The sequence below is a fragment of the Bradyrhizobium sp. Ses1 genome, assembly GCF_059512365.1.
On sequence record NZ_JCAMOQ010000007.1, the window covers coordinates 26,565 to 45,704 of the forward strand.

At 62.2% G+C, this 19,140-nt stretch carries 21 protein-coding genes; 13 read left to right on the forward strand and 8 right to left on the reverse strand.

The window, feature by feature from the left end; translation table 11 throughout:
- Positions 1 to 191: 191 nt before the first annotated feature.
- A complete protein-coding gene (locus AC5ZG5_RS11130; protein WP_027577817.1) occupies positions 192 to 386 on the forward strand; it encodes a hypothetical protein in 195 nt (64 codons plus the stop codon).
- A gap of 50 nt (positions 387 to 436) precedes the next feature.
- Here the strand turns inward: AC5ZG5_RS11130 and AC5ZG5_RS11135 are convergent, their stop codons facing one another.
- From AC5ZG5_RS11135 to AC5ZG5_RS11145, 3 genes are all read right to left on the reverse strand, one after another.
- Complete coding sequence (locus tag AC5ZG5_RS11135; protein ID WP_456641865.1) at positions 437 to 703, reverse strand: hypothetical protein; 267 nt, start codon at positions 701 to 703, stop codon at positions 437 to 439.
- A gap of 216 nt (positions 704 to 919) precedes the next feature.
- A complete protein-coding gene (locus tag AC5ZG5_RS11140; RefSeq protein ID WP_456641866.1) occupies positions 920 to 2,104 on the reverse strand; it encodes a GGDEF domain-containing protein in 1,185 nt (394 codons plus the stop codon).
- Positions 2,105 to 2,323: 219 nt separating this feature from the next.
- Complete coding sequence (locus tag AC5ZG5_RS11145; RefSeq protein WP_028168620.1) at positions 2,324 to 2,539, reverse strand: dodecin family protein; 216 nt, start codon at positions 2,537 to 2,539, stop codon at positions 2,324 to 2,326.
- 182 nt (positions 2,540 to 2,721) lie between these two features.
- Here AC5ZG5_RS11145 and AC5ZG5_RS11150 point away from each other — a divergent pair, with 182 nt between their 5' ends.
- From AC5ZG5_RS11150 to AC5ZG5_RS11160, 3 genes are all read left to right on the forward strand, one after another.
- Complete coding sequence (locus AC5ZG5_RS11150; protein ID WP_130228521.1) at positions 2,722 to 3,300, forward strand: GlcG/HbpS family heme-binding protein; 579 nt, start codon at positions 2,722 to 2,724, stop codon at positions 3,298 to 3,300.
- A 217-nt stretch (positions 3,301 to 3,517) separates the two neighbouring features.
- Complete coding sequence (locus AC5ZG5_RS11155; protein WP_456641867.1) at positions 3,518 to 4,513, forward strand: SMP-30/gluconolactonase/LRE family protein; 996 nt, start codon at positions 3,518 to 3,520, stop codon at positions 4,511 to 4,513.
- A gap of 141 nt (positions 4,514 to 4,654) precedes the next feature.
- Complete coding sequence (locus tag AC5ZG5_RS11160) at positions 4,655 to 5,023, forward strand: winged helix-turn-helix domain-containing protein (protein ID WP_028168618.1); 369 nt, start codon at positions 4,655 to 4,657, stop codon at positions 5,021 to 5,023.
- Positions 5,024 to 5,031: 8 nt separating this feature from the next.
- Here AC5ZG5_RS11160 and AC5ZG5_RS11165 read toward each other — a convergent pair whose 3' ends face one another.
- Positions 5,032 to 5,409, reverse strand: a complete 378-nt coding sequence (locus tag AC5ZG5_RS11165; RefSeq protein ID WP_208820475.1) for a hypothetical protein — start codon at positions 5,407 to 5,409, stop codon at positions 5,032 to 5,034.
- 189 nt (positions 5,410 to 5,598) lie between these two features.
- Here AC5ZG5_RS11165 and AC5ZG5_RS11170 point away from each other — a divergent pair, with 189 nt between their 5' ends.
- Positions 5,599 to 6,162: a DUF2478 domain-containing protein gene (locus tag AC5ZG5_RS11170; protein ID WP_456641868.1), complete on the forward strand. Its 564-nt coding sequence runs from the start codon at positions 5,599 to 5,601 to the stop codon at positions 6,160 to 6,162.
- Positions 6,163 to 6,194: 32 nt separating this feature from the next.
- On the opposite strand, the gene AC5ZG5_RS11175 is transcribed toward AC5ZG5_RS11170, so the two are convergent.
- Positions 6,195 to 7,034, reverse strand: a complete 840-nt coding sequence (locus AC5ZG5_RS11175) for a VOC family protein (protein ID WP_456641869.1) — start codon at positions 7,032 to 7,034, stop codon at positions 6,195 to 6,197.
- Positions 7,035 to 7,235: 201 nt separating this feature from the next.
- On the opposite strand from AC5ZG5_RS11175, the gene AC5ZG5_RS11180 reads away from it, so the two are divergent.
- Together AC5ZG5_RS11180 and AC5ZG5_RS11185 are read left to right on the forward strand one after the other, a co-directional pair.
- Positions 7,236 to 7,859, forward strand: coding sequence for a 2-hydroxychromene-2-carboxylate isomerase (locus AC5ZG5_RS11180; protein ID WP_456641870.1), 624 nt, complete (start codon positions 7,236 to 7,238; stop codon positions 7,857 to 7,859).
- Positions 7,860 to 7,908: 49 nt separating this feature from the next.
- Positions 7,909 to 9,108, forward strand: a complete 1,200-nt coding sequence (locus tag AC5ZG5_RS11185; protein WP_456641871.1) for a CaiB/BaiF CoA transferase family protein — start codon at positions 7,909 to 7,911, stop codon at positions 9,106 to 9,108.
- A gap of 123 nt (positions 9,109 to 9,231) precedes the next feature.
- Here AC5ZG5_RS11185 and AC5ZG5_RS11190 read toward each other — a convergent pair whose 3' ends face one another.
- Both AC5ZG5_RS11190 and AC5ZG5_RS11195 read right to left on the reverse strand, forming a co-directional pair.
- The gene (locus AC5ZG5_RS11190; RefSeq protein ID WP_028169051.1) at positions 9,232 to 9,906 is read right to left on the reverse strand and encodes a glutathione S-transferase family protein; all 675 of its coding nucleotides are present in this window, start codon (positions 9,904 to 9,906) and stop codon (positions 9,232 to 9,234) included.
- 1 nt (position 9,907) lies between these two features.
- Positions 9,908 to 10,648, reverse strand: coding sequence for an SDR family NAD(P)-dependent oxidoreductase (locus tag AC5ZG5_RS11195; protein WP_456641872.1), 741 nt, complete (start codon positions 10,646 to 10,648; stop codon positions 9,908 to 9,910).
- 344 nt (positions 10,649 to 10,992) lie between these two features.
- On the opposite strand from AC5ZG5_RS11195, the gene AC5ZG5_RS11200 reads away from it, so the two are divergent.
- The 5 genes from AC5ZG5_RS11200 to AC5ZG5_RS11220 all read left to right on the forward strand — a co-directional run bounded on the left by AC5ZG5_RS11200 (position 10,993) and on the right by AC5ZG5_RS11220 (position 16,898).
- A complete protein-coding gene (locus AC5ZG5_RS11200) occupies positions 10,993 to 12,174 on the forward strand; it encodes an acyl-CoA dehydrogenase family protein (RefSeq protein ID WP_456641873.1) in 1,182 nt (393 codons plus the stop codon).
- A 19-nt stretch (positions 12,175 to 12,193) separates the two neighbouring features.
- Positions 12,194 to 13,333, forward strand: coding sequence for an acyl-CoA dehydrogenase family protein (locus tag AC5ZG5_RS11205; protein ID WP_456641874.1), 1,140 nt, complete (start codon positions 12,194 to 12,196; stop codon positions 13,331 to 13,333).
- 17 nt (positions 13,334 to 13,350) lie between these two features.
- Complete coding sequence (locus AC5ZG5_RS11210) at positions 13,351 to 14,535, forward strand: acetyl-CoA C-acyltransferase (protein WP_456641875.1); 1,185 nt, start codon at positions 13,351 to 13,353, stop codon at positions 14,533 to 14,535.
- Between the two features lie 21 nt (positions 14,536 to 14,556).
- Positions 14,557 to 15,567: an NAD(P)H-dependent flavin oxidoreductase gene (locus AC5ZG5_RS11215; RefSeq protein ID WP_456641876.1), complete on the forward strand. Its 1,011-nt coding sequence runs from the start codon at positions 14,557 to 14,559 to the stop codon at positions 15,565 to 15,567.
- 125 nt (positions 15,568 to 15,692) lie between these two features.
- On the forward strand, positions 15,693 to 16,898 hold the full coding sequence (locus AC5ZG5_RS11220) for an ABC transporter substrate-binding protein (RefSeq protein WP_456641877.1): 1,206 nt from the start codon (positions 15,693 to 15,695) through the stop codon (positions 16,896 to 16,898).
- A 192-nt stretch (positions 16,899 to 17,090) separates the two neighbouring features.
- On the opposite strand, the gene AC5ZG5_RS11225 is transcribed toward AC5ZG5_RS11220, so the two are convergent.
- Positions 17,091 to 17,918, reverse strand: a complete 828-nt coding sequence (locus AC5ZG5_RS11225; protein WP_130230029.1) for an enoyl-CoA hydratase-related protein — start codon at positions 17,916 to 17,918, stop codon at positions 17,091 to 17,093.
- Positions 17,919 to 18,095: 177 nt separating this feature from the next.
- Here AC5ZG5_RS11225 and AC5ZG5_RS11230 point away from each other — a divergent pair, with 177 nt between their 5' ends.
- Positions 18,096 to 19,121: an aldo/keto reductase gene (locus AC5ZG5_RS11230; RefSeq protein WP_456641878.1), complete on the forward strand. Its 1,026-nt coding sequence runs from the start codon at positions 18,096 to 18,098 to the stop codon at positions 19,119 to 19,121.
- The last annotated feature ends 19 nt before the right edge of the window (positions 19,122 to 19,140 follow it).

The following is a 19,140-nucleotide window of genomic DNA, read 5'->3' on the forward strand; positions in this document are numbered from 1 at the left end:
GAGCCGGACGGCACTATGCGGCCTTTATAAGAGGACAAAGCAGTCCCCATGGAATTTACACGCCTTGCCATTCACCTTCCGGGCAAGCGTTCGGTCTAGCCGTGGCGACAGGGACAGAAGATGATTGTCCACTCTGAGGGTCAGGACCAGCAAATTCACCCGCGCGGCGTTCACGCTGCCTGGAGGCCAAGATGACGGTCTATCATGCATACATTGTTGGACTGCACGGCCGGTCGATTGGAGTGGTTCGGATCGATTGTGTCGATGATGATTCAGCCATCAAATCCGCCGAGCGTCTTGTCGACAGCCACGATGTGGAGCTCTGGCAGATGGATCGGCCCGTAGCCAGGTTCGACGCCCCGTCAAAGCAGGTATTCAGGAAATAATTCTTGCGCCGAGCTTACCGCGCGGCGATCCATCCCGTACGCCGAACACGTCAAGGCACGTGAACCATGGGCCCGTAGTAGCCGCCCCATTGTCCCCACATATCGCGGCCCTCGTAACCGCAGAGTTCACGATGCAAATCGCCAGCAAGGTTGCCGTAGCAAAGGCGCCAGTCACTATAACCCGCGCCGATCGTGGCATTTGCGTCGGCGTTCTCCGTGAGGTGCCGCGAGCTCATATGATTTTCGCGAGCCAGAGCGGGAGTTGCGAACATGGCTGCGGCGATCAGTGCCGCCGGGAGAAGTCCAGACTTGCTCACTCAATTTCTCCATCGGATACGAAAAGCCAAGAGCGTTGGATTCTCTGTGGAGATGGAGAAGCGATCGACCGATTAAAGGAATACTCTGTCACATCGTTTCAATCCCGCGCGAGGTCGGCGCGGTCGTACGATCACGAATTCCGGCGCGTGCCGATGAGGTTGAGTTTGCCTCAAGCGTCCGCTCATTATTTGAGTATGAGCCCGCGATGGTGGCGCCTAAGCAGCCAACCCGAACTTCGAGAGTTTCACGCGATTGCGGCCGGAGGTCTTCGCTTCATAGAGGGCTTCGTCGGCGCGGATCAGTAGCGACTGGATCGTCTCCGATCCGGTGGCGTAGGCAATTCCACCGCTTACGGTCGTCTGGATGGGGCCCAAAGGAGTAGGGACGGACATCGCCTCGATCTGCGCTCTGATGCGCTCGGCAACGGCTGCCGAGGCCCTTGGACTCGAGTTCAGCATCACGATGCAGAATTCTTCGCCGCCTATTCGCGCGGCCAGGTCGTCTGAACGGATATTTGCGGTGATGATTTCGGCAAAGGCCTTCAACGTCCGGTCGCCGGAATCGTGTCCGAAACGATCGTTGATGGTCTTGAAGTGGTCCAGATCCATGGCGACGACGGCGGTGCCAACCGGGACCTGGGCGGGCGGACCGTCAAACAGCGCGCGGCGATTTAAGAGTCCGGTCAGGGCGTCGGTCATGGCTTCCGACTTATGCCGGTTCGCGATCCGCGCCTGATTGAGGGTGAGCGATAATGTGCCGATGCCGGTCAAGCCCGCGATCACGACGATGGAATTGATGTCTTCGGCCCAATTGGATGGACGAGCGGTCAGGACGAACTGGCCTTGCTCGGCGAGGGCATAGCCACACGCGACGAACGATGCTGAGGCGATCAGATAGAGCGTCGCATTGGCGGACATCAGGAGCGGGGATTCGGCGCGCGCCGTCCAGTACTGGAAAGCGGTCATAAGCAGCAGCATGCCGATCACGACATTTGCAGCGATCGTCCCGGTGCCGGAATAGCCAAACGCGAATGCGGCCGATGTGGACAGAATGCCAAGACCGACCACGGCGAATACGGTGAACCAATTGAACCGACTTGAGCAGAATTTGGCCGAGCCCGCGTGGAGCAGTCCGAAGCCGCACACCAGCAGCACGAAGGACACGAGCAGCAGATTGGCGTCGTATCTTTGAATGACAGTGCCAAAGAACGCCACTCCGGCGACGATAAAGGCAAGGCCGATGGACCAGCTTAGCAGGTGGGTCTCGGATCTTCCGACGACCCACATCATGCAGAGCGTCAGTCCAAGGGAGGCGCCCGAGAAGCCGATGGCGACGAGGATCGAAAACTGGTCGAGAAGCATGACGCCGGGCCGAGATGGGATCGGTGCCTTATACGTCACCGATCGTTACCCAAATGGTGGAGGCGCAGCTCGTTTGCAGTGCACGGTAATCAAATGGTTATCGCTATCGGTTGAAAACCATCAAATTGGCGCAGCGGATTTCTTGAGCGAAAAGAGGGGGATACTGGATACTCCGAAATCTCGAATCGAGATCAGCGTGGAAGCGGACTGCGATCGAGTTCAACCTCGCCCCGCGAGCGGGGCGAGGTTGCGAAAATGTCAGGAGCCCTCGAACTTGAAGGATACGTTGAGCTTGGCGCGGTAGGCCTCGACTTGCCCCTTGGCGTCCAGTTGCAGATCGAGTTTGACAACCTCTGCGACGCGAAGATCTCGGAGCGATTTTGCCGCTTGGCTGACCGCGTTGGCCGCGGCCTTTTCCCAGGATTCGTTGCTGGTGCCGATCAGTTCGATGACCTTGTAGACGCTCTCAGGCATGTCGTCCTCCTGTCCGGAATGAAGCAGGAAGCAGGTGCTCCCTGCCGCGGTCGAAACTAGCATCACGATATCGGCGTTGAAAGGACGCGCCCGGATCGCCGGCGGCAGGACAAATCGTTCGGAAACTTGAGGATCAGCCTCAAGTTGTGCTTTGATCTTGCGGCCACAACTGGGGTTTTATCATGATTTATTTGCGTTTCCCGGCGTTACGGCTGTTTGCTTTTGTTCCTTTCGGCTTCCGTCATGGTTTTGCAACTTGGATCATCGCCTGTGTGGCGGCGCTCACCGCAGGAGCGGCATCGGCACAGCAACCGCTCCCGCCCGGCGTGCCCGAGAAGATGCCCGCCGACATTCCCTATGGGACGCCGATCTCGCTCGATCTTGCCCGACAAGCGGTGGAAGCCGCGTTTGCGGAAGCATCCAAGCGGGGGTGGAAGATGGCCATCGCGGTCGTATCGCCATCGGGCGACCTGACCTATTTCGTGAAAATGGACGATACCATGTTGGCATCGCCAACCATCGCCCAGAACAAGGCGCGCACCGCCGCGCGCTTTCGGCGCGACACCAAGGGCATGTTCGATCTGACGGAGACCGGCCATCCCTACGTGATGACGCTCGATCCAACGCTGGTCGCTTCGCCAGGTGGCATGCCAATCATCAGCGAAGGCAAGGTCATCGGCGCCATTGGATGCAGCGGAGGAGCAGGCGTGCAGGACGCCGTCGTCTGCCAGGCGGGCATCGAGGCTCTCAATCGCAAATGACGCCTGAAGCGCGATAAAGCGAGATCGCCGAGGCGATCCGTACGACAGCGGCGGCTTTCGCATCGTTGTATGTTGCGCTATACATCGAGGGCGAACAGCCGGGCCGGAAGAGCTACGGAGTTCCGGTCCTGCAGGACGCGCAGTGAACGATCATCGATCGATGATCGTTCGTTCGAGGCATTGCCTCGTCCACCCCACGTCCATCAGGAACCAAAACATGAAACAGAATGACAGCGTTGCCCTGTGCTCGCTGCGACAGGGAGACTTGCTCAAGAACCGTAATGCATTGGCGCTCGGCGCGGCCGGGTTGATATTGCTCATGCTCGGCACGGCGCGGGCCGACACGCCGGTCGGCCTTCCCGACAAGAGTCATCCGGAGAGTGTGACGGCCACCAGTGACGGCACGCTCTATGTCGGGAGCTTCAACCTGGGCGGCGTGATAAAGGCCGCACCCGGCGGAAAAACGGAGCAGTTCATCTCGCCCGGCGCGGCCGGCAGCCGGTCGGTGCTCGGTGTCCTCGCCGATGAAAAGAGCCGTACCTTGTATGTCTGCTCCAATGACCTCAGCGGCTCGGGCGTTGCCGGTCCCAGCGAGACCAAGGGCGCCTGGCTGAAAACCTTCGATCTTGCCACTGGCGCCCCGAAGGCGAGCTTTCAGCTCAAGGATCCGAAATCGCTTTGCAACGACATCGCGATCGGCGGTGACGGAACCGCTTACGTCACCGACTCCTTCGCGCCGTATATCTACAGCCTGAAGCCGGGCGGCACGGCGCTCGACGTGTGGGCGACCGATCCGCTGCTGGCGCCGGCCAAGGACGGGGTCGGGCTCGACGGCATCGCGGTCGGATCGGACGGCCATCTCTACGTCACGACCTTTATTCCCGCCAAACTGTTCAAGATCGCGGTCAAGGACGGCAAGGCGGGGGAGATCACCGAGTTGAAGCCGTCCCGTCCGCTGGATCACGCGGACGCCATGCGCGCGTTCGGCGGCGACTTCCTGCTGGTCGAAGGCGCAGGCCGGCTCGACAAGGTCACGGTGACGGGCGATGAGGCCAAGGTCGATGTCATCAAGGACGGTCTTGCCGAGCCCGTTTCGGTGACCCAGGTCGGCAACACCGGATGGATCGCCGAGGGCAAGCTGTCCTACCTCATCGGTCCCAATAAGGGGAAAGATCCCGGTCCATTCGCGATCACGCCCGTTCCGTTAAAGTAACAGTTGAGCGACTTGCTCTAGTCTAGGTTAGAAGAGACGGCGCCGGCCGACGTCAATCGTGGCGCTATCGGCCGGCGCTCGTCTTGTCCGTGAAAAGCTTCAATGGCATTCTAGGGGGCAGACGCAACCAACGGATTCTGCATGTCAAAACTGGGCGCCAAATCGCTTCCACATTTGAGCGTTCGCATCGATCTCGATAGCGACGAGCGGATCGGGCCCGGCAAGATCCAGTTGCTTGAGCATATCCGCGATTGCGGGTCGATTTCGGCAGCCGGCCGCGCCATGGAGATGTCCTACAAGCGGGCGTGGGACCTGGTCGACGAGATCAACCGGATCTGCCGGCATCCGGCAGTCGAGCGGCAGACCGGCGGCAAGAATGGCGGCGGCGCAATGTTGACGCCGTTCGGCCTCTCCCTGGTCGCGCGCTATCGCAAGATCGAGCGCGATGCGGCGAGCGCGGTGCGCAAGGAACTGGCGGCCTTGCAGACCGATATCGCCCGCAAGGCGTGATGCCGCCGTCAGTTCGCGCGCAGCGTCACGCCTTGCTGCGGTTCGGCCGCGATCGCCTCTCCCAAGGAGTTCTGCTGCTCGCGCAGAACCGAGAAGCAGACGCTGAACCCATCCACCGTCCGCAGCGTCACCATGCGCACGCTCGGATCGCTCGATTGCTCGACCATCCAGGAATCCAGCGGATAAGCGTAGCGGAGGCTGCCGTCGCCGTAGCGGCGCTGCAGCGCCTTGTCGAGCAATCCCGGCAGGGTCATCACGAGCGTGCCGACCTGGTTGAGCGAAAGCCGCAGGGTCGCGGGATTACCGGCGGAATCGACGAAGCCAAGCGAAACGGCGCCATCAGCGGCGACTTCGCACGTCGTCAGGGCCTGGGTGTCGATCTGCATCATAGCTCCGAACAAATATACGTTATATCCATCAAGATATATCGATGCGATCCCGGGCGTCCAGCCCGTCTTTTTTGACCCTGCCGCGCCGCGTCACGGGTATGGCCGGAAACCGCTGAGACGTGATATGGTGACGGATATAACGGAGCCCGGACCGGGGGCCCGTCGCAAATGGAGATGAGGCCCGCCATGTTCGACTCCCAATGCGATCTTGCTGCGCTCGTGTATGAGCAGCATCAGGATCCCGACGAGATCCTGCGCGATTTCGCCGCCAGCCTGAACAGAGCCGGATATCGCGCGGTCGGGATTGTGCAGCTCGGCCATCACTGCCTCGATGCCGGCCTATCCGCCATGCTGGTCCATACCGGCGAGGAGCTGCAGCTATTCCAGGACCTCGGCAGTTGCTCGGCCGGCTGCCGGCTTGACGTCGGCCAGTTGCTCGATGCGGGCCAGCGGATCGCGGCGGCGATCGATCGCGGCGCCGACGTGCTGATCGTCAACCGCTTCGGCCGGCAGGAATGCGAGGGCAAGGGCCTTTGCTATCTGGTCGAGCGTGCGCTGAGCGCGGATATCCCGGTCGTGATCGCGGTGCCCAGTCACCGCTTTGCCCATTGGATCAAGTTCGCCGACGGCATGAGCGTCCGCCTCCGCTGCGACCGCGATACGCTCGATGCATGGTGGAACAACGTCTCGGCGCGATATCCGAGGCCGGCGGGCATCGAACAACAGACGGTTTGCGAAGTGTTGAAATGACGTGAGCGCTGGAAGGCTCTGGCCTACGGCTCTTACGAAAGATGCTGCACGAACAGGGTGGGGACGTTGCACGTGCCGTCGCGGAGGGTGAACACCCGCGTTCCCGGGTTGGCACCGGCCTTGACATCGGACACGTTGCGGCCGGCGCGCAGCAGCCGCTCACGGGCCGCGTCGGCATCGTCGACCGACCAGGCGATGCCCCAGAGGCGGTCCGCCTTGCGCGCGTCGCCTTCGGCCGGACGGTGGACAACTTCGATCAACATGTCGCCGCAGGCAAATTGCATCAATCGGCTTTTGCTCTTTGCGTCGGCGCGGTCGAAGATCAGCTCCAACCCGAGACGCGCGCCGTAGAGCGCTATCGCGCGCTCCGGCTCGTCGGTCGCAACCACCACCAGGTCCATCCTGCGAACGGTAGCCGGCGCTGTCGCTGTGGAGCGGGGCGCTTCGGATAGAAGCTTGCTGAAGCGGATCGGTACGCCATGTGATTGTTCGGCCGGCAAGCCGTTCCGCTTCCAGGACAGCATCGTGTCGGTCGCAAAATCGCTCCAGGTGATGTCGGCGACATCGTCCGGCTGCAGCGAGATATGTTTCAATCGCCGATAACTCTTTTCGATGTCGTCGACCGCAAAGTCCAGACACCACAGGCCTTCGCCGCTCTCGGCAAGGACGGCGCGGGCGCGCGCACCGAACGCGCCTTCGCCGTTGGGTGCCGCGACCCGAAAGGTGGCGTTGTCCAAAACGAAGAACGCGCTTTCGACGCCATCAGTTCTGGCGCGAAACGCCGGCTCCCTCGCGAGCACCTCGCGATAAGCGGCAATGCCGGTGTCGAGATCGTGAACCAGGACGCTGGTGTGGTCGAGGGTCGTGATCACGAGGGGCGCTCCCTGAGAGGCCGGCTCCGCTGCACAATGCTTCGAGCTTCGGTCGCAGCAGCATATTGGACGGTCTCGAGAATTGACAGTTCATTTTTGGAACTGTATGACGAGGACTAGCCAGGGCATGGCTGCAGATCGCCTGCGCGTGGCAGGCGGAGAATAACGGATGCCCGCGAGGAGAGGCCGGTGGGAAATCCCTTGAAGGTTGAATTCCATTTCGATTTCGGCAGCCCGAACGCTTATCTGGCGGAACTCGTGATTCCTTCGATCGAACAGCGCACCGGCGTGAAGTTCGATTATGTGCCGGTCCTGCTCGGCGGAATTTTCAAGGCGACCGGCAACATGTCGCCGGCGAATTCACTGCGCGGCATCAAGAACAAGCCGGAATACATGGCGCTGGAGACCGAGCGCTTCATCCGCCGCCACAACATCACGACCTATCGATCGAACCCGTTCTTCCCGGTCATCACCCTGATGCTGATGCGTGGCGCGGTCGCTGCGCAATTCGAAGGCGTATTCGAGCCCTATATCCGTGCGGCCTTCCATCACATGTGGGAGGAGCCGAAGAAGATGGATGACGTCGAAGTGGTTCGCGCCGCGCTCAAATCTTCCGGCCTGGACGCCGACAGGCTGATCGCACGGGCGCAGCAGGACGACGTCAAGAAGCGGCTGATCGACCTGACGGCAGACGCGGTCAACCGCGGCGCGTTCGGTTCGCCGACCTTCTTCGTCGGCAAGGAGATGTTCTTCGGCAAGGACCAGCTTCGCGACGTCGAGGAATCCATCGTCGAGCAGACAAGGCAGTTGGCCAAGAGCGCGTGAGCGCCTGGTCGCGGCGGCCGGAGATTGCCGAACAAATAAGGAGAACGTGATGCCGGGCCCTCTCAATGGCGTACGCGTATTGGATCTGACCGGCGTGGTGTCGGGGCCGTTCGCGACCATGTTCCTCGCCGACCAGGGCGCCGACGTTCTCAAGATCGAGCCTGTTGGCGGCGACATCACCCGCCGCAGCCGCGCCACCATAGACAAGTCCGGCGAGTTCTCGGCGCTGTTCATTTCCTCCAACCGCGGCAAGCGCTCGCTCGCGATCGACGTCAAGAGCGAGGCCGGCCGCGAGGTGCTGGCCAAGCTCGTCGCGCGGGCCGACGTGCTGGTGCAGAATTTTCGGCCCGGCACCATGGAGCGGCTCGGCCTCGGCGCGGATGAACTCCGCCAGCGCCATCCGCGCTTGATCTATGTCTCGATCAGCGGGGTCGGCGAGACCGGTCCCTACGTGAAGAAGCGGGTGTACGATCCGATCATCCAGGGATTGTCTGGATTCGCCGACATCCAGTCGCAGCCCATTACGAACCGTCCGCAGATGATCCGCACCATCGTCTGCGACAAGACCACGGCGGTGATGACGGCGCAGGCGGTGGCGGCCGCGCTCTATGCCCGCGAGAAGACAGGGCAGGGCGATCACATCCGGGTCGCGATGCTGGATGCGATGATCTCGTATCTGTGGCCGGAAGGCATGATGCAATACACGGTGGTCGGCGCCGAAGAGACCGCCGCCGATCCGAATGACCGGCCGGATCTCGTGTTCAAGACCAGCGACGGCTACATCACTGCCGGCACGATCTCGGATTCCGAATGGCAGGGCTTTTGCCGCGCCACCGGCGATCCCGAGCTCGCCAAGGATCCGCGCTTTGCGACGCCTTCCGCGCGATCGGTGAATGCGACGGCGCGCATCAACAAGATGGCCGAATATATCGCGCAGCACACCACGGCCGAATGGCTGGAGCGGCTCGATGCCGCCGATGTTCCCTGCGCGCCGATCCTGCGCCGCGCCGAGATCATCCATAACGAGCAGGTGGTGGCGCGCGACATCATCACCGAATTCGACCAGCCCAAGGTCGGGCGCGTGCGGCAGCCCAAGCCAGCGGCGCGTTTCGAAGTCAACGAGGCGTCGATTGGCGGACCGGCACCCCGCGTCGGCGAGCATTCGCGCGAAGTGTTGCGCGAGCTCGGCTATGACGACGCGGCGATCGATCGGATGGTGAGCGAAAAGGCCGTGCGGGTGGCGGTGTAAGCGCTGTCGCGGAGCTGTAGGGTGGGCAAAGCGAAGCGTGCCCACCTTGCTTGCACCGAACGTGGATGGTGGGCACGCTGCGCTTTGCCCACCCTACAATTCCACCCTACAATTCTTGGCTGCTCACGCCCTCGGCGCGGGCGGTGTGACCGGGGCAAGCGGCTTGTTTGCGGCCTGGCCGCGCTGATACGCGTCCCGCTGATGGATGCGCTCGAGATAGGGATGGGCGTGGTCGCAGATGCCGACGCCGTAGGCGATTGCCCAATCCAGGCAAGTGGTGAGCAGGATATCGGCGCTGGTGAAACGATCGCCCATCAGGAATTGGCGGCCGTCAGCGAGCGCGACCTCGACGTGGCGCGATTGCTGGCGGAAATACTCCGCCGCCTGCGCCACGACATCGGGCGCGACCCCATAGATGTGGCCCAGCGCATTGCCGCTGTGGCGGCGCATGACGTATAGGCTGGTCGCATCGAGCTCGGCAACGATGAAGAAGCACCATTCGAGCCAGGCGGCGTAATCGCGCTGGCTCTCCGGAATCAGCGCACGCTCGGGCGTCGAATAAGTTCGCGACAGATAGGCGACGATCGCTGCACTCTCGCCGATACAGAAATCGCCGTCCTGCAGCAGCGGAATCTTCTGCCGCGGATTGAGCGAAGTATATTCCGTCGTCTTGGTCTCGCCGGTGCGGGGACCAATCGGCCGCGTCTTATAGGAGAGGCCAAGCTCATGCATGGCCCAGTGCGGCCTGATCGTCCGGCTCGTGCCCACGCCCCAGAGGGTCAGCTCCGGCGCGGCCATCTCACCATTTCTCCACCGAGGGGCGCAGATCGAGTTCGTGGGTCCAGCCGTCCCGCATCTGCTGATGCGCGAACCAATAGGCTTCCGCGATCGACGACGTCTTGGTCAGGCTGTCCTGTGGGATTGCGCTCGCCTCGATGCCGCGGGCCTTCATGCGCTCATGGATGGCCGGGCTGTCGACACCGGCATCGATGATGAGGTGCACGACATGGATGTTTTTCGGACCGAGTTCGCGCGCCATCGCCTGCGCGACCCCGCGTAGTGCGAATTTCGCCGATGAGAACGCGGCAAAGCCGGTGCCGCCGCGGATGCTCGCCGTCGCGCCGGTGAAAAAGATGGTGCCACGGCCGCGCGGCACCATATAGCGCGCCGCCTCGCGGCCGACCAGGAATCCGGCATAGCAGGCCAGCTCCCAGGCCTTGAAGAACAGCTTTTCGGTGGTCTCGAGCAACGGCTTGTTGACGTTCGAGCCGGCGTTGAAGAGGCAGATCTCGATCGGGCCGATCTCTTTCTCGACGCGGGCGAACAGATCCTGGACTTCCGCTTCCTGCCTTGCGTCAACGCTGAGCGCATGGACCTCGTGGCCGGCGGCCTTCAATTCGTCGACCAGCTCCTGCGATTTGGCGGCGTCGCGGCGACAGATGCAGACGGTGTAGCCGCCGTTTGCGAAACGCCGCGCGACAGCGGCCCCGATCGCGTCGCCGGCACCAACCAATATCGCGACCCCGCGGCGTTCCGTCATCCTGTTCTCCCATATAGTTCTTATTTGGTACCGAATTATTAGAAAGCGTCGCGTGCGATGTAAATGGAAATATTCGACATCGCACCGATATTTGAGCAGCTATTGTCGTGTCGCCTGTCCGCGAGCCACAGCTCGCAAAGAATTGCAATTGACGAGTTCTAAAAAAGAACGTTAGATGTAGGGAGTGATGAAGTCGCCTCGCGAGCGGCTCGATATATGTCGGGAGGTCTGAGGTGACGAGTTTGGCAGGGACACTTGGCATTGACGAAGTCGCAGGCTCCGCGTCGCACGCCATGGAACGCAGATCCGTCTATCTCGGCGGAATTTGGTAGGAGCGCTGTCCGATGGAGCTGGTGCTTTCTCCTGAAGAAGCCGCATTTCGCGACGAGGTACGAACCTTCGTTGCGGAAAACTATCCGGCGGAGATGCGCGTCCCCAATCCGGACACCGACCTCACCAAGGACCAGATGCTGCTCTGGCACCGCATCCTCTACAAGAAGGGCTGGATCGCGCCGCTTTGGCCCAAAGAATATGGCGGCCCCGGCTGGTCGATCACCAAGCGCTTCATCTTCGAGCAGGAGACCACGCGCGCCGGCACGCTGCCGCCGCTCGCGTTCAGCGTCACCATGGTCGGTCCTGTGATCTACACCTTCGGCAATGAGGCGCAGAAGAAGCGGTTCCTGCCGCGCATCCTGTCCGGTGAGGATTGGTGGTGCCAGGGCTATTCGGAGCCGGGCTCGGGCTCCGATCTTGCCTCCGTGCGCACCAAGGCGGTGCGCGACGGCGACCACTATATCGTCAACGGCCATAAGACCTGGACCACGCTCGCTCAGCATGCCGATTGGATCTTCTGCCTGGTGCGTACCGACCAGAACGCGAAGCCGCAATCCGGCATCTCGTTCCTTTTGATCGACATGAAGTCGCCGGGCGTCACCGTGCGCCCGATCATCACGATCGACGGCAGCCATGAGGTGAACGACGTTTTTCTAGAAAACGTCCGCGTGCCCATCGCCAATCTGATCGGGGAAGAGAACAAGGGCTGGACCTACGCCAAATTCCTGCTCGGCAATGAGCGCACCAGCATGGCCGGCATCGGCCGCTCGACGCGGTACATCGAGCGACTCAAGAAGATCGTCAAAGCGGAAATTCCCGAAGACGATCCGGCCCATCTCGAATTCGTCAGGGACATCGCCCGCATCGAGCTCGATGTGCTGGCGCTGGAGGCGACCGAGCTTCGTATCGTCGCGCAAATGGCGCGCGGCATCGATCCCGGCCCGGCGGCGTCGCTGTTCAAGATCAGGGGCACCGAGATTTTCCAGGCCATCACCGAACTGACGCACCGCGCGATCGGCAATTACGGACTCGCGATCCGCGAGCATCCGGTGAGCGCCAATCATTTCATGCCGGGGCCGGACTACGGACACACCGTATCGGAAAAATATCTCAACTCGCGCAAGCTCTCGATCTACGGCGGCTCCAACGAGATCCAGCGCAACATCATCGCCAAAGCGGTGCTCGGACTATAGGGCGACGGGAGGCATCGGAATGGACATCCAGTTCACGGAAGAGCAGGAGCTGTTGCGATCGAGCGTGCAGCGTCTGTTGCGCGATCAGTACGATTTCGACGCGCGCCGCAAGATCGTCGCGAGCGAGGAGGGCTGGAGCCGCAAGCATTGGTCGTCCTTCGCCGAACTCGGCTTGCTTGCCGCGCCGTTCTCCGAGGAGGTTGGCGGACTCGGCGGCGGGCCGCTGGCCACCATGATCATCATGCAGGAATTTGGCCGACACCTTCTGGTCGAGCCGTTCTTCGAAACCGTCGTTCTTGCCGGCGGCCTGATCGAAGATTTTGGCTCAGCGGCTCAGCAGGCCACGTATCTCCCTGACATCATGTCCGGAGAGAATGTCTGGGCACTGGCCTGGTCGGAAGGCCGCTCGCGTTACGATCTCGCCCATGTTTCCACCACCGCGCGCCGTGAGGGCGGCAGCTACGTGCTCAGCGGTACCAAGGCGGCGGTCGTGGCTGCGCCCTGGGCTGACAGCCTGATCGTCTCCGCCCGCACGTCGGGCGAGCGGGGTGATCGCAACGGCGTCAGTCTGTTCGTTGTCGATCGCCATTCGCCGAACCTTCATCTGCAGGGCTTTAGGACTATCGATGGCCGGCGTGCGGCCGAGGTTGCACTGATGAACGTCTTGGTGCCGGCGAGCCAGATGCTCGGGCGAGAAGGCGAGGGCGTTGCTGCGCTCGAGACCTGCCGTGACAGGGCCATCGGCGCGCTCTGCGCGGAGACCGTCGGCGCGATGGGAGAACTGAATGCGGCGACGCTCGAGTACAGCAAGACGCGAAAGCAGTTTGGCGCGACGCTCGGCTCGTTCCAGGTGCTACAGCACCGGATGGTCGATATGTTCATTGCGCATCAGGAGGCGCTCTCCCTGATGCAGCATCTCAATCTCGGCCTTGCATCAAAGGACGCCGGACGCTCGCGGCTTGCGTCCGGCGCCAAGTCGAAGATCGGCTATGCGGCGAAATTCGTCGCCGACCAGGCGGTGCAGCTTCACGGCGGCATGGGCATGACTGACGAGCTCAATGTCGGCCATTACTTCAAGCGGATCTCATCCATCAACATCCAGTTCGGCGACCCCGCCTTTCATGTCCTGCGCTATGCGCAGCTCGACAAGGCCGCCTGAGGAGAAGAGGAAAGCACATGCGAGATGCAGTGATCGTATCGACCGCGCGTACAGGCGTCGGCAAGGCCTATCGCGGCGTGCTCAACAACACGGAAGGGCCGACCATGGCCGGCCATGTGATGGCCGAAGCGGTCCGGCGCGCCGGAATCGAGCCCGGCGAGGTCGAGGACGTGGTGATGGGCTGCGCGATGCAGCAGGGCACCATGGTGATGAACGTTGCGCGCAAGGGCGCGATCCGCGCTGGCTTGCCGGTCACCGTCGCCGGTACCACGATCGACCGGCAATGCGCCTCCGGCCTGCAGGCGATTGCAGTCGCGGCGCGCTCGGTGATGCTGGACGGCGTCGAGGTTGCGATCGGCGGCGGCATCGAGTCGATCAGCCTGGTGCAGAACGAGCACATGAACAGGTTCCACGCTGTCGACGATGAGCTGATGGCGATGAAGCCCGACATGTACATGTCGATGCTGGAGACGGCCGAGGTCGTCGCCGAGCGCTACGGGATAGGGCGCGAGCAGCAGGATGAATATTCGCTCGAGTGCCAGCGCCGCGTCGGCGCTGCCTTGCAGGGCGGCCGCTTCAACGACGAGATCGTGCCGATCACGACCAGGATGGCGGTTGTCGACAAGGATACCAAGGAGATCACCTATAAGGAGGTGACGCTGACGAAGGACGAGGGGCCGCGGCCGGACACGACGGCCGAAGGGCTCGCAAAGATCAAGCCGGTGTTCGAGGGCAAGACGATCAGCGCCGGCAATGCCAGCCAGCTCTCCGATGGCGCATCCGCCTGCGTGATCATGAGCGACAAGGTCGCCGCGCAGAAGGGACTGAAGCCGCTCGGCATCTTCCGAGGCTTCGTCGCCGCCGGCGTCGAGCCGGACGAGATGGGCGTCGGTCCGGTTGCCGCGATCCCGCGGCTGCTCAAGCGGCACAATTTGAATATCGACGACATCGATCTCTGGGAGCTCAATGAGGCCTATGCGGTGCAGGTGATCTATTGCCGCGACAAGCTCGGCATCGACCCTGAAAAACTCAACGTCAATGGCGGCTCGATCGCGATTGGCCACCCCTACGGCATGACCGGCGCGCGGCTGACCGGCCATATCCTGATCGAGGGGCGGCGGCGCAAGGCGAAATACGGCGTGGTGACCATGTGCATCGGTGGCGGCATGGGCGCCGCGGGCCTGTTTGAAATCGTCAACTGATCGGGAAAGCGGAGAAACGTCTTGAAGACAGCGATCACTGAATTGTTCGGCATCCAGCATCCGATCATCCAGGGCGGCATGCACTATGTCGGCTTTGCCGAGCTTGCCGCGGCGGTGTCGAACGCCGGCGGTCTTGGCATCATCACCGGGTTGACGCAGAAGGCGCCGGAATTGCTCGCCAAGGAAATCGCGCGTTGCCGCGACATGACCAACAAGCCGTTCGGCGTCAATCTGACCTTCCTGCCGAGCTTCACCGGGCCGCCTTATCCGGAATATATTGCCGCGATCCGCGAGGGCGGGGTCAAGATCGTCGAGACTGCGGGCCGCAGCCCCGAGCAGTACATGCCGGCGCTGAAGGCCGCCGGCATCAAGGTGATCCACAAATGCACGTCCGTCCGCCATTCGCTGAAAGCCGAGAAGATCGGCTGCGATGCGGTCAGCGTCGATGGCTTCGAGTGCGGCGGTCACCCCGGTGAGGACGATATCCCGAACATGATCCTGCTGCCGCGCGCGGCGGATGAATTGAAGATTCCGTTCGTGGCTTCCGGCGGCATGGCTGACGGCCGCAGCCTCGTCGCGTCGCTCGCGATGGGCGCCGATGGCATCAACATGGGTACGCGCTTCGTCGCGACCAAGGAGGCGCCGGTGCATGAGAATGTGAAGCGGGCGCTGGTGGAAGCCACCGAGCTCGACACCCGTCTGGTGATGCGCGCGCTGCGCAACACCGAGCGCGTGTTGAAGAACAAGGGCGTCGACCGCCTGGTCGAGATCGAACGCGAGAAGGGCAGGGGGCTGAAGATCGAGGACATTCTCGATCAGGTCGCGGGCGTCTATCCCAAGGTGATGGTCGACGGCGAAATGGATGCCGGCGCCTGGAGCTGCGGCATGGTGGTCGGATTGATCAATGACATTCCGACCGTGCAGGAACTGATCGACCGCGTCATGACCGAAGCCGAGCAGATCATCCGGCAACGGCTCACCGGCTTCCTTGACGGTGTTGTGGCGAAGGTGCCGGCGCGCGCGGTCGCCTGAGAGCTCTTTGAGGTTCCGAGATGTTGGCTGGTTCGCCCGAGCAGGCGAACCAGACTGCGGGCGGCTGCCTGCATTTTTCTTAAATGATTGGCCTGCGCGTGACGGGCTTTGGAGGGAGGGTAACCATGAAGGTGAAATTGAGTATGGCGGTGGCGTGCGTTGCGGCATCGCTGCTCGCAATGCCGGCGAATGCGGCCGATGAGCCGGGCGTCAGCGCAAGCGAGATCAAGATCGGCGGGATCTTTCCGTTCAGCGGTCCGGCGTCGTCGATCGGTCTCGTCGGGCGCGGCGTACTCGGCTATGTCCAGATGATCAACGATCGCGGCGGCATCAACGGGCGCAAGATCAACTATATCGCGATGGACGATGCCTACAGTCCGCCGAAGGCGGTCGAGCATGCCCGCAAGCTCGTCGAGAGCGACGAAGTCGCGTTCATCTTCAGCCAGCTCGGCACCCCCGGCAATTCAGCGACGGCGAAATATTTGAAGGCGAAGGGTGTTCCTTCGATTGCGATCGTCAGCGGCTCGAGCAAGTTCACCGATGTCGCCGAGTTTCCGCTGACGACGACGGGGCTCGTCAGCTACCAGACCGAGGGCCGCATCTACGCGAAATTCCTCGAGCAGACGCTGCCGGGCAAGAAATACGCGATCCTGTTCCAGAACGACGACCTCGGCAAAGACTATGTCGCCGCGTTCAAGTCGATCCTGAAGGGCGATTTCGACAAGCGCGTCGTCACCGCAGCCTATGAAGTGACGGAACCGACGATCGATTCCCAGGTGGTCAATCTCAAGAGCTCCGGTGCGGAAGGCTTCTTCGTCGCGGGCACGCCGAAATTCGCAGCGCAGGCGATCCGCAAGGCGACCGAGATCGGCTGGAAGGCAACCGTGATCCTCAATTTCCCGTCGAGCTCGATCGGAGGCACGTTGAAGCCGGCCGGACTTGAGAATTCGAAGGGCGTCATCGTCGGCACCATCAACAAGGACCCGACGGATGCAAGGTGGGACAATGACGAGGGCATGAAGGCCTATCGCGCGTTCTTCGAAAAATATCTGCCCGGCGCCGACATCCAGAACACCAGCTACCTCACCGGCTACATGCAGGGCATGATCCTGGAGCAGATCCTGAAGCAGTGCGGCAATGACCTATCGCGCAAGAACATCATCAAGCAGGCGAAATCGCTGAAAGACTTCGTGGTTCCGACGGCATCTCCTGGCATCAAGGCCAATACGTCAGAGAGCAACAATATGGTCTGGACGCAACTGCAGATGCAGCGCTGGAGCGGCACCAATTGGGAGCCGTTCGGCGCGATCCTGGACGCGAATTCGGAGTGATCTCTCGGCTTTTTCCCGCAAGTGGAACGCTTGTCGCCACAAACACCTTCGTCATTCCGGGCCGCCACGAAAGTGGCGAACCCGGAATCCATTTCAGCGACAGCGCTTGCAGTCCGATGGATTCCGGGCTCGCGCTACGCGCGCCCCGGAATGACCAGGGCGGTTCTTTCTCACACGCGCCCGAGACGATATTTACTGCCCGTGAAACACCGGCCTGCGCTTCTCAACGAATGCGCGTACGGCTTCGTTGTGGTCGGTCGTGCGTGCCGCGCGGACCATATGCTCGGCTTCCAAATCCATCGAGGTCAGAAGGTCCGACGTGAGGGCGTGGTCGAGATTGTCCTTGATGTAACCAAGCGCGATCGGCGGGCCATCGGCGAGCTGCCTTGCCAGCTCCAGTGCGGCCGATCGGAGCTGATCGTCAGGCACGACGCGGTTGACCAGTCCGAACGCTTCGCAGCGCCTGGCGTCGAGACGCTCCGAGAGGAACATCAATTCGCGCGCGCGGGCCGTTCCCGCCAGCCGCGTCAGCAGCCAGGCAACACCGTAGTCACCGGACAGGCCGATGCGGGCATAGCCGGTCGCCATGATGGCGGATTCGGCCGCGATCCGGATGTCGCAGGCGAGTGCGATCGCAAGGCCTGCACCCGCAGCCGGGCCGGGAAGGGCAGCGACGGTTGGTTTGCGGACCGCCACCAGCACGCCGGTGAGCGTGCGCTGCCTTTCCTGGAGAATGGCGACACGCTCCTCCAGCGTCCGTTCTGGCCGGGCGATGCCGCTGCCCATGCCCTTGACGTCGCCGCCGGCGCAAAAGGCAGTGCCCGCGCCCGTGATCAGGAGGGCGCCAATCTTCGGATCGTCGCCCAGGCTCTTGATCATGCGGCGCAAGGCCGGGGTGAGATTGTCCGACAGCGCGTTGCGCGCCTCAGGGCGGTTCAGCGTCAGGATGGCGACGCGCCCGTCGATATGGCACAGCAATTCGGCGGTGCCGGTTTCAACCTCGGTTCGATCCTCCGGCATGGCCGTGCCCTCCAGTTATATTTGGATCATAATATTATGGTGCGGATCGCGGTGCAATAGAGTGTCAAGTCACTTTCACTCCGCCACGTCATTCCGGATGTGCGCTTGCAGCGGTTCCGGATTTGAATACGATCCTGCGGCGCCCTTGGCTGGGCATGCACGATGCGGAGAACACAGATGGAATACCGACGCCTGGGAAAGTCAGGGTTCAGCGTGCCCGCGCTCAGCTTCGGGACCGGCACCTTCGGCGGCGTCGGTCGGCTGGCAGCGTGGGGGAATACCGACGCGACCGAAGCGCGGCGGCTGGTCGACATCTGCCTCGATGCCGGCGTGTCGATGTTCGATACCGCAGATGTCTATTCGATGGGCGAATCCGAACGCGTGCTCGGCCAGGCGATCAAGGGTCGGCGCGACAAGCTGCTGATCTCGACCAAGGCCAGCTTCCGCTTCGGCGAAGGACCGAACGATATCGGTTCCTCCCGTCAGCATCTGCTTGCGGCGGTCGATAGCTCGCTGAGCCGGCTGGGCACTGATTATATCGACCTGTTCCAGTTGCACGGCTTCGATGCGTTCACGCCGCCCGAGGAAGTGCTCGCAACGCTCGACGTGCTCGTGCGTGCCGGCAAGATCCGCTATGTCGGGGTCTCGAACTTCTCCGGCTGGCACCTCATGAAGGCGCTTGCGGTCGCCGACAAATACGGCTTCCCGCGCTACGTCGCCAACCAGACCTACTATTCGTTGATCGGGCGTGACTATGAGTGGGAGTTGATGCCGCTCTGCCTCGACCAGGGCCTCGGCGCGGTGGTGTGGTCGCCGCTCGGCTGGGGCCGCCTCACCGGCAAGATCCGGCGCAACCAGCCGCGTCCTGATGTCAGCCGGTTGCCGCAGACGTCTTCCTTCGGACCGCCGGTGCCGGATGAGCACCTCTATCGCGTCGTGGATGCGATCGACGAGATCGCCAAGGAAACCGGCAAGAGCGTATCGCAGATCGCGCTGAACTGGCTGTTGCAGCGACCGACCGTCGCCACGCTGATCATCGGTGCGCGCAACGAAACGCAACTGCGCGAGAATCTCGGCGCGATCGGATGGTCGTTGACCAAGGAGCAGGTCGCCAAGCTCGACGAAGCCAGCAAGGTGACGCTGCCTTATCCCTATTGGCACCAACGCTCGACCTTCATCGATCGCAATCCGCCGGCGGTCTAGAGCATGATCCGGAAAAGTG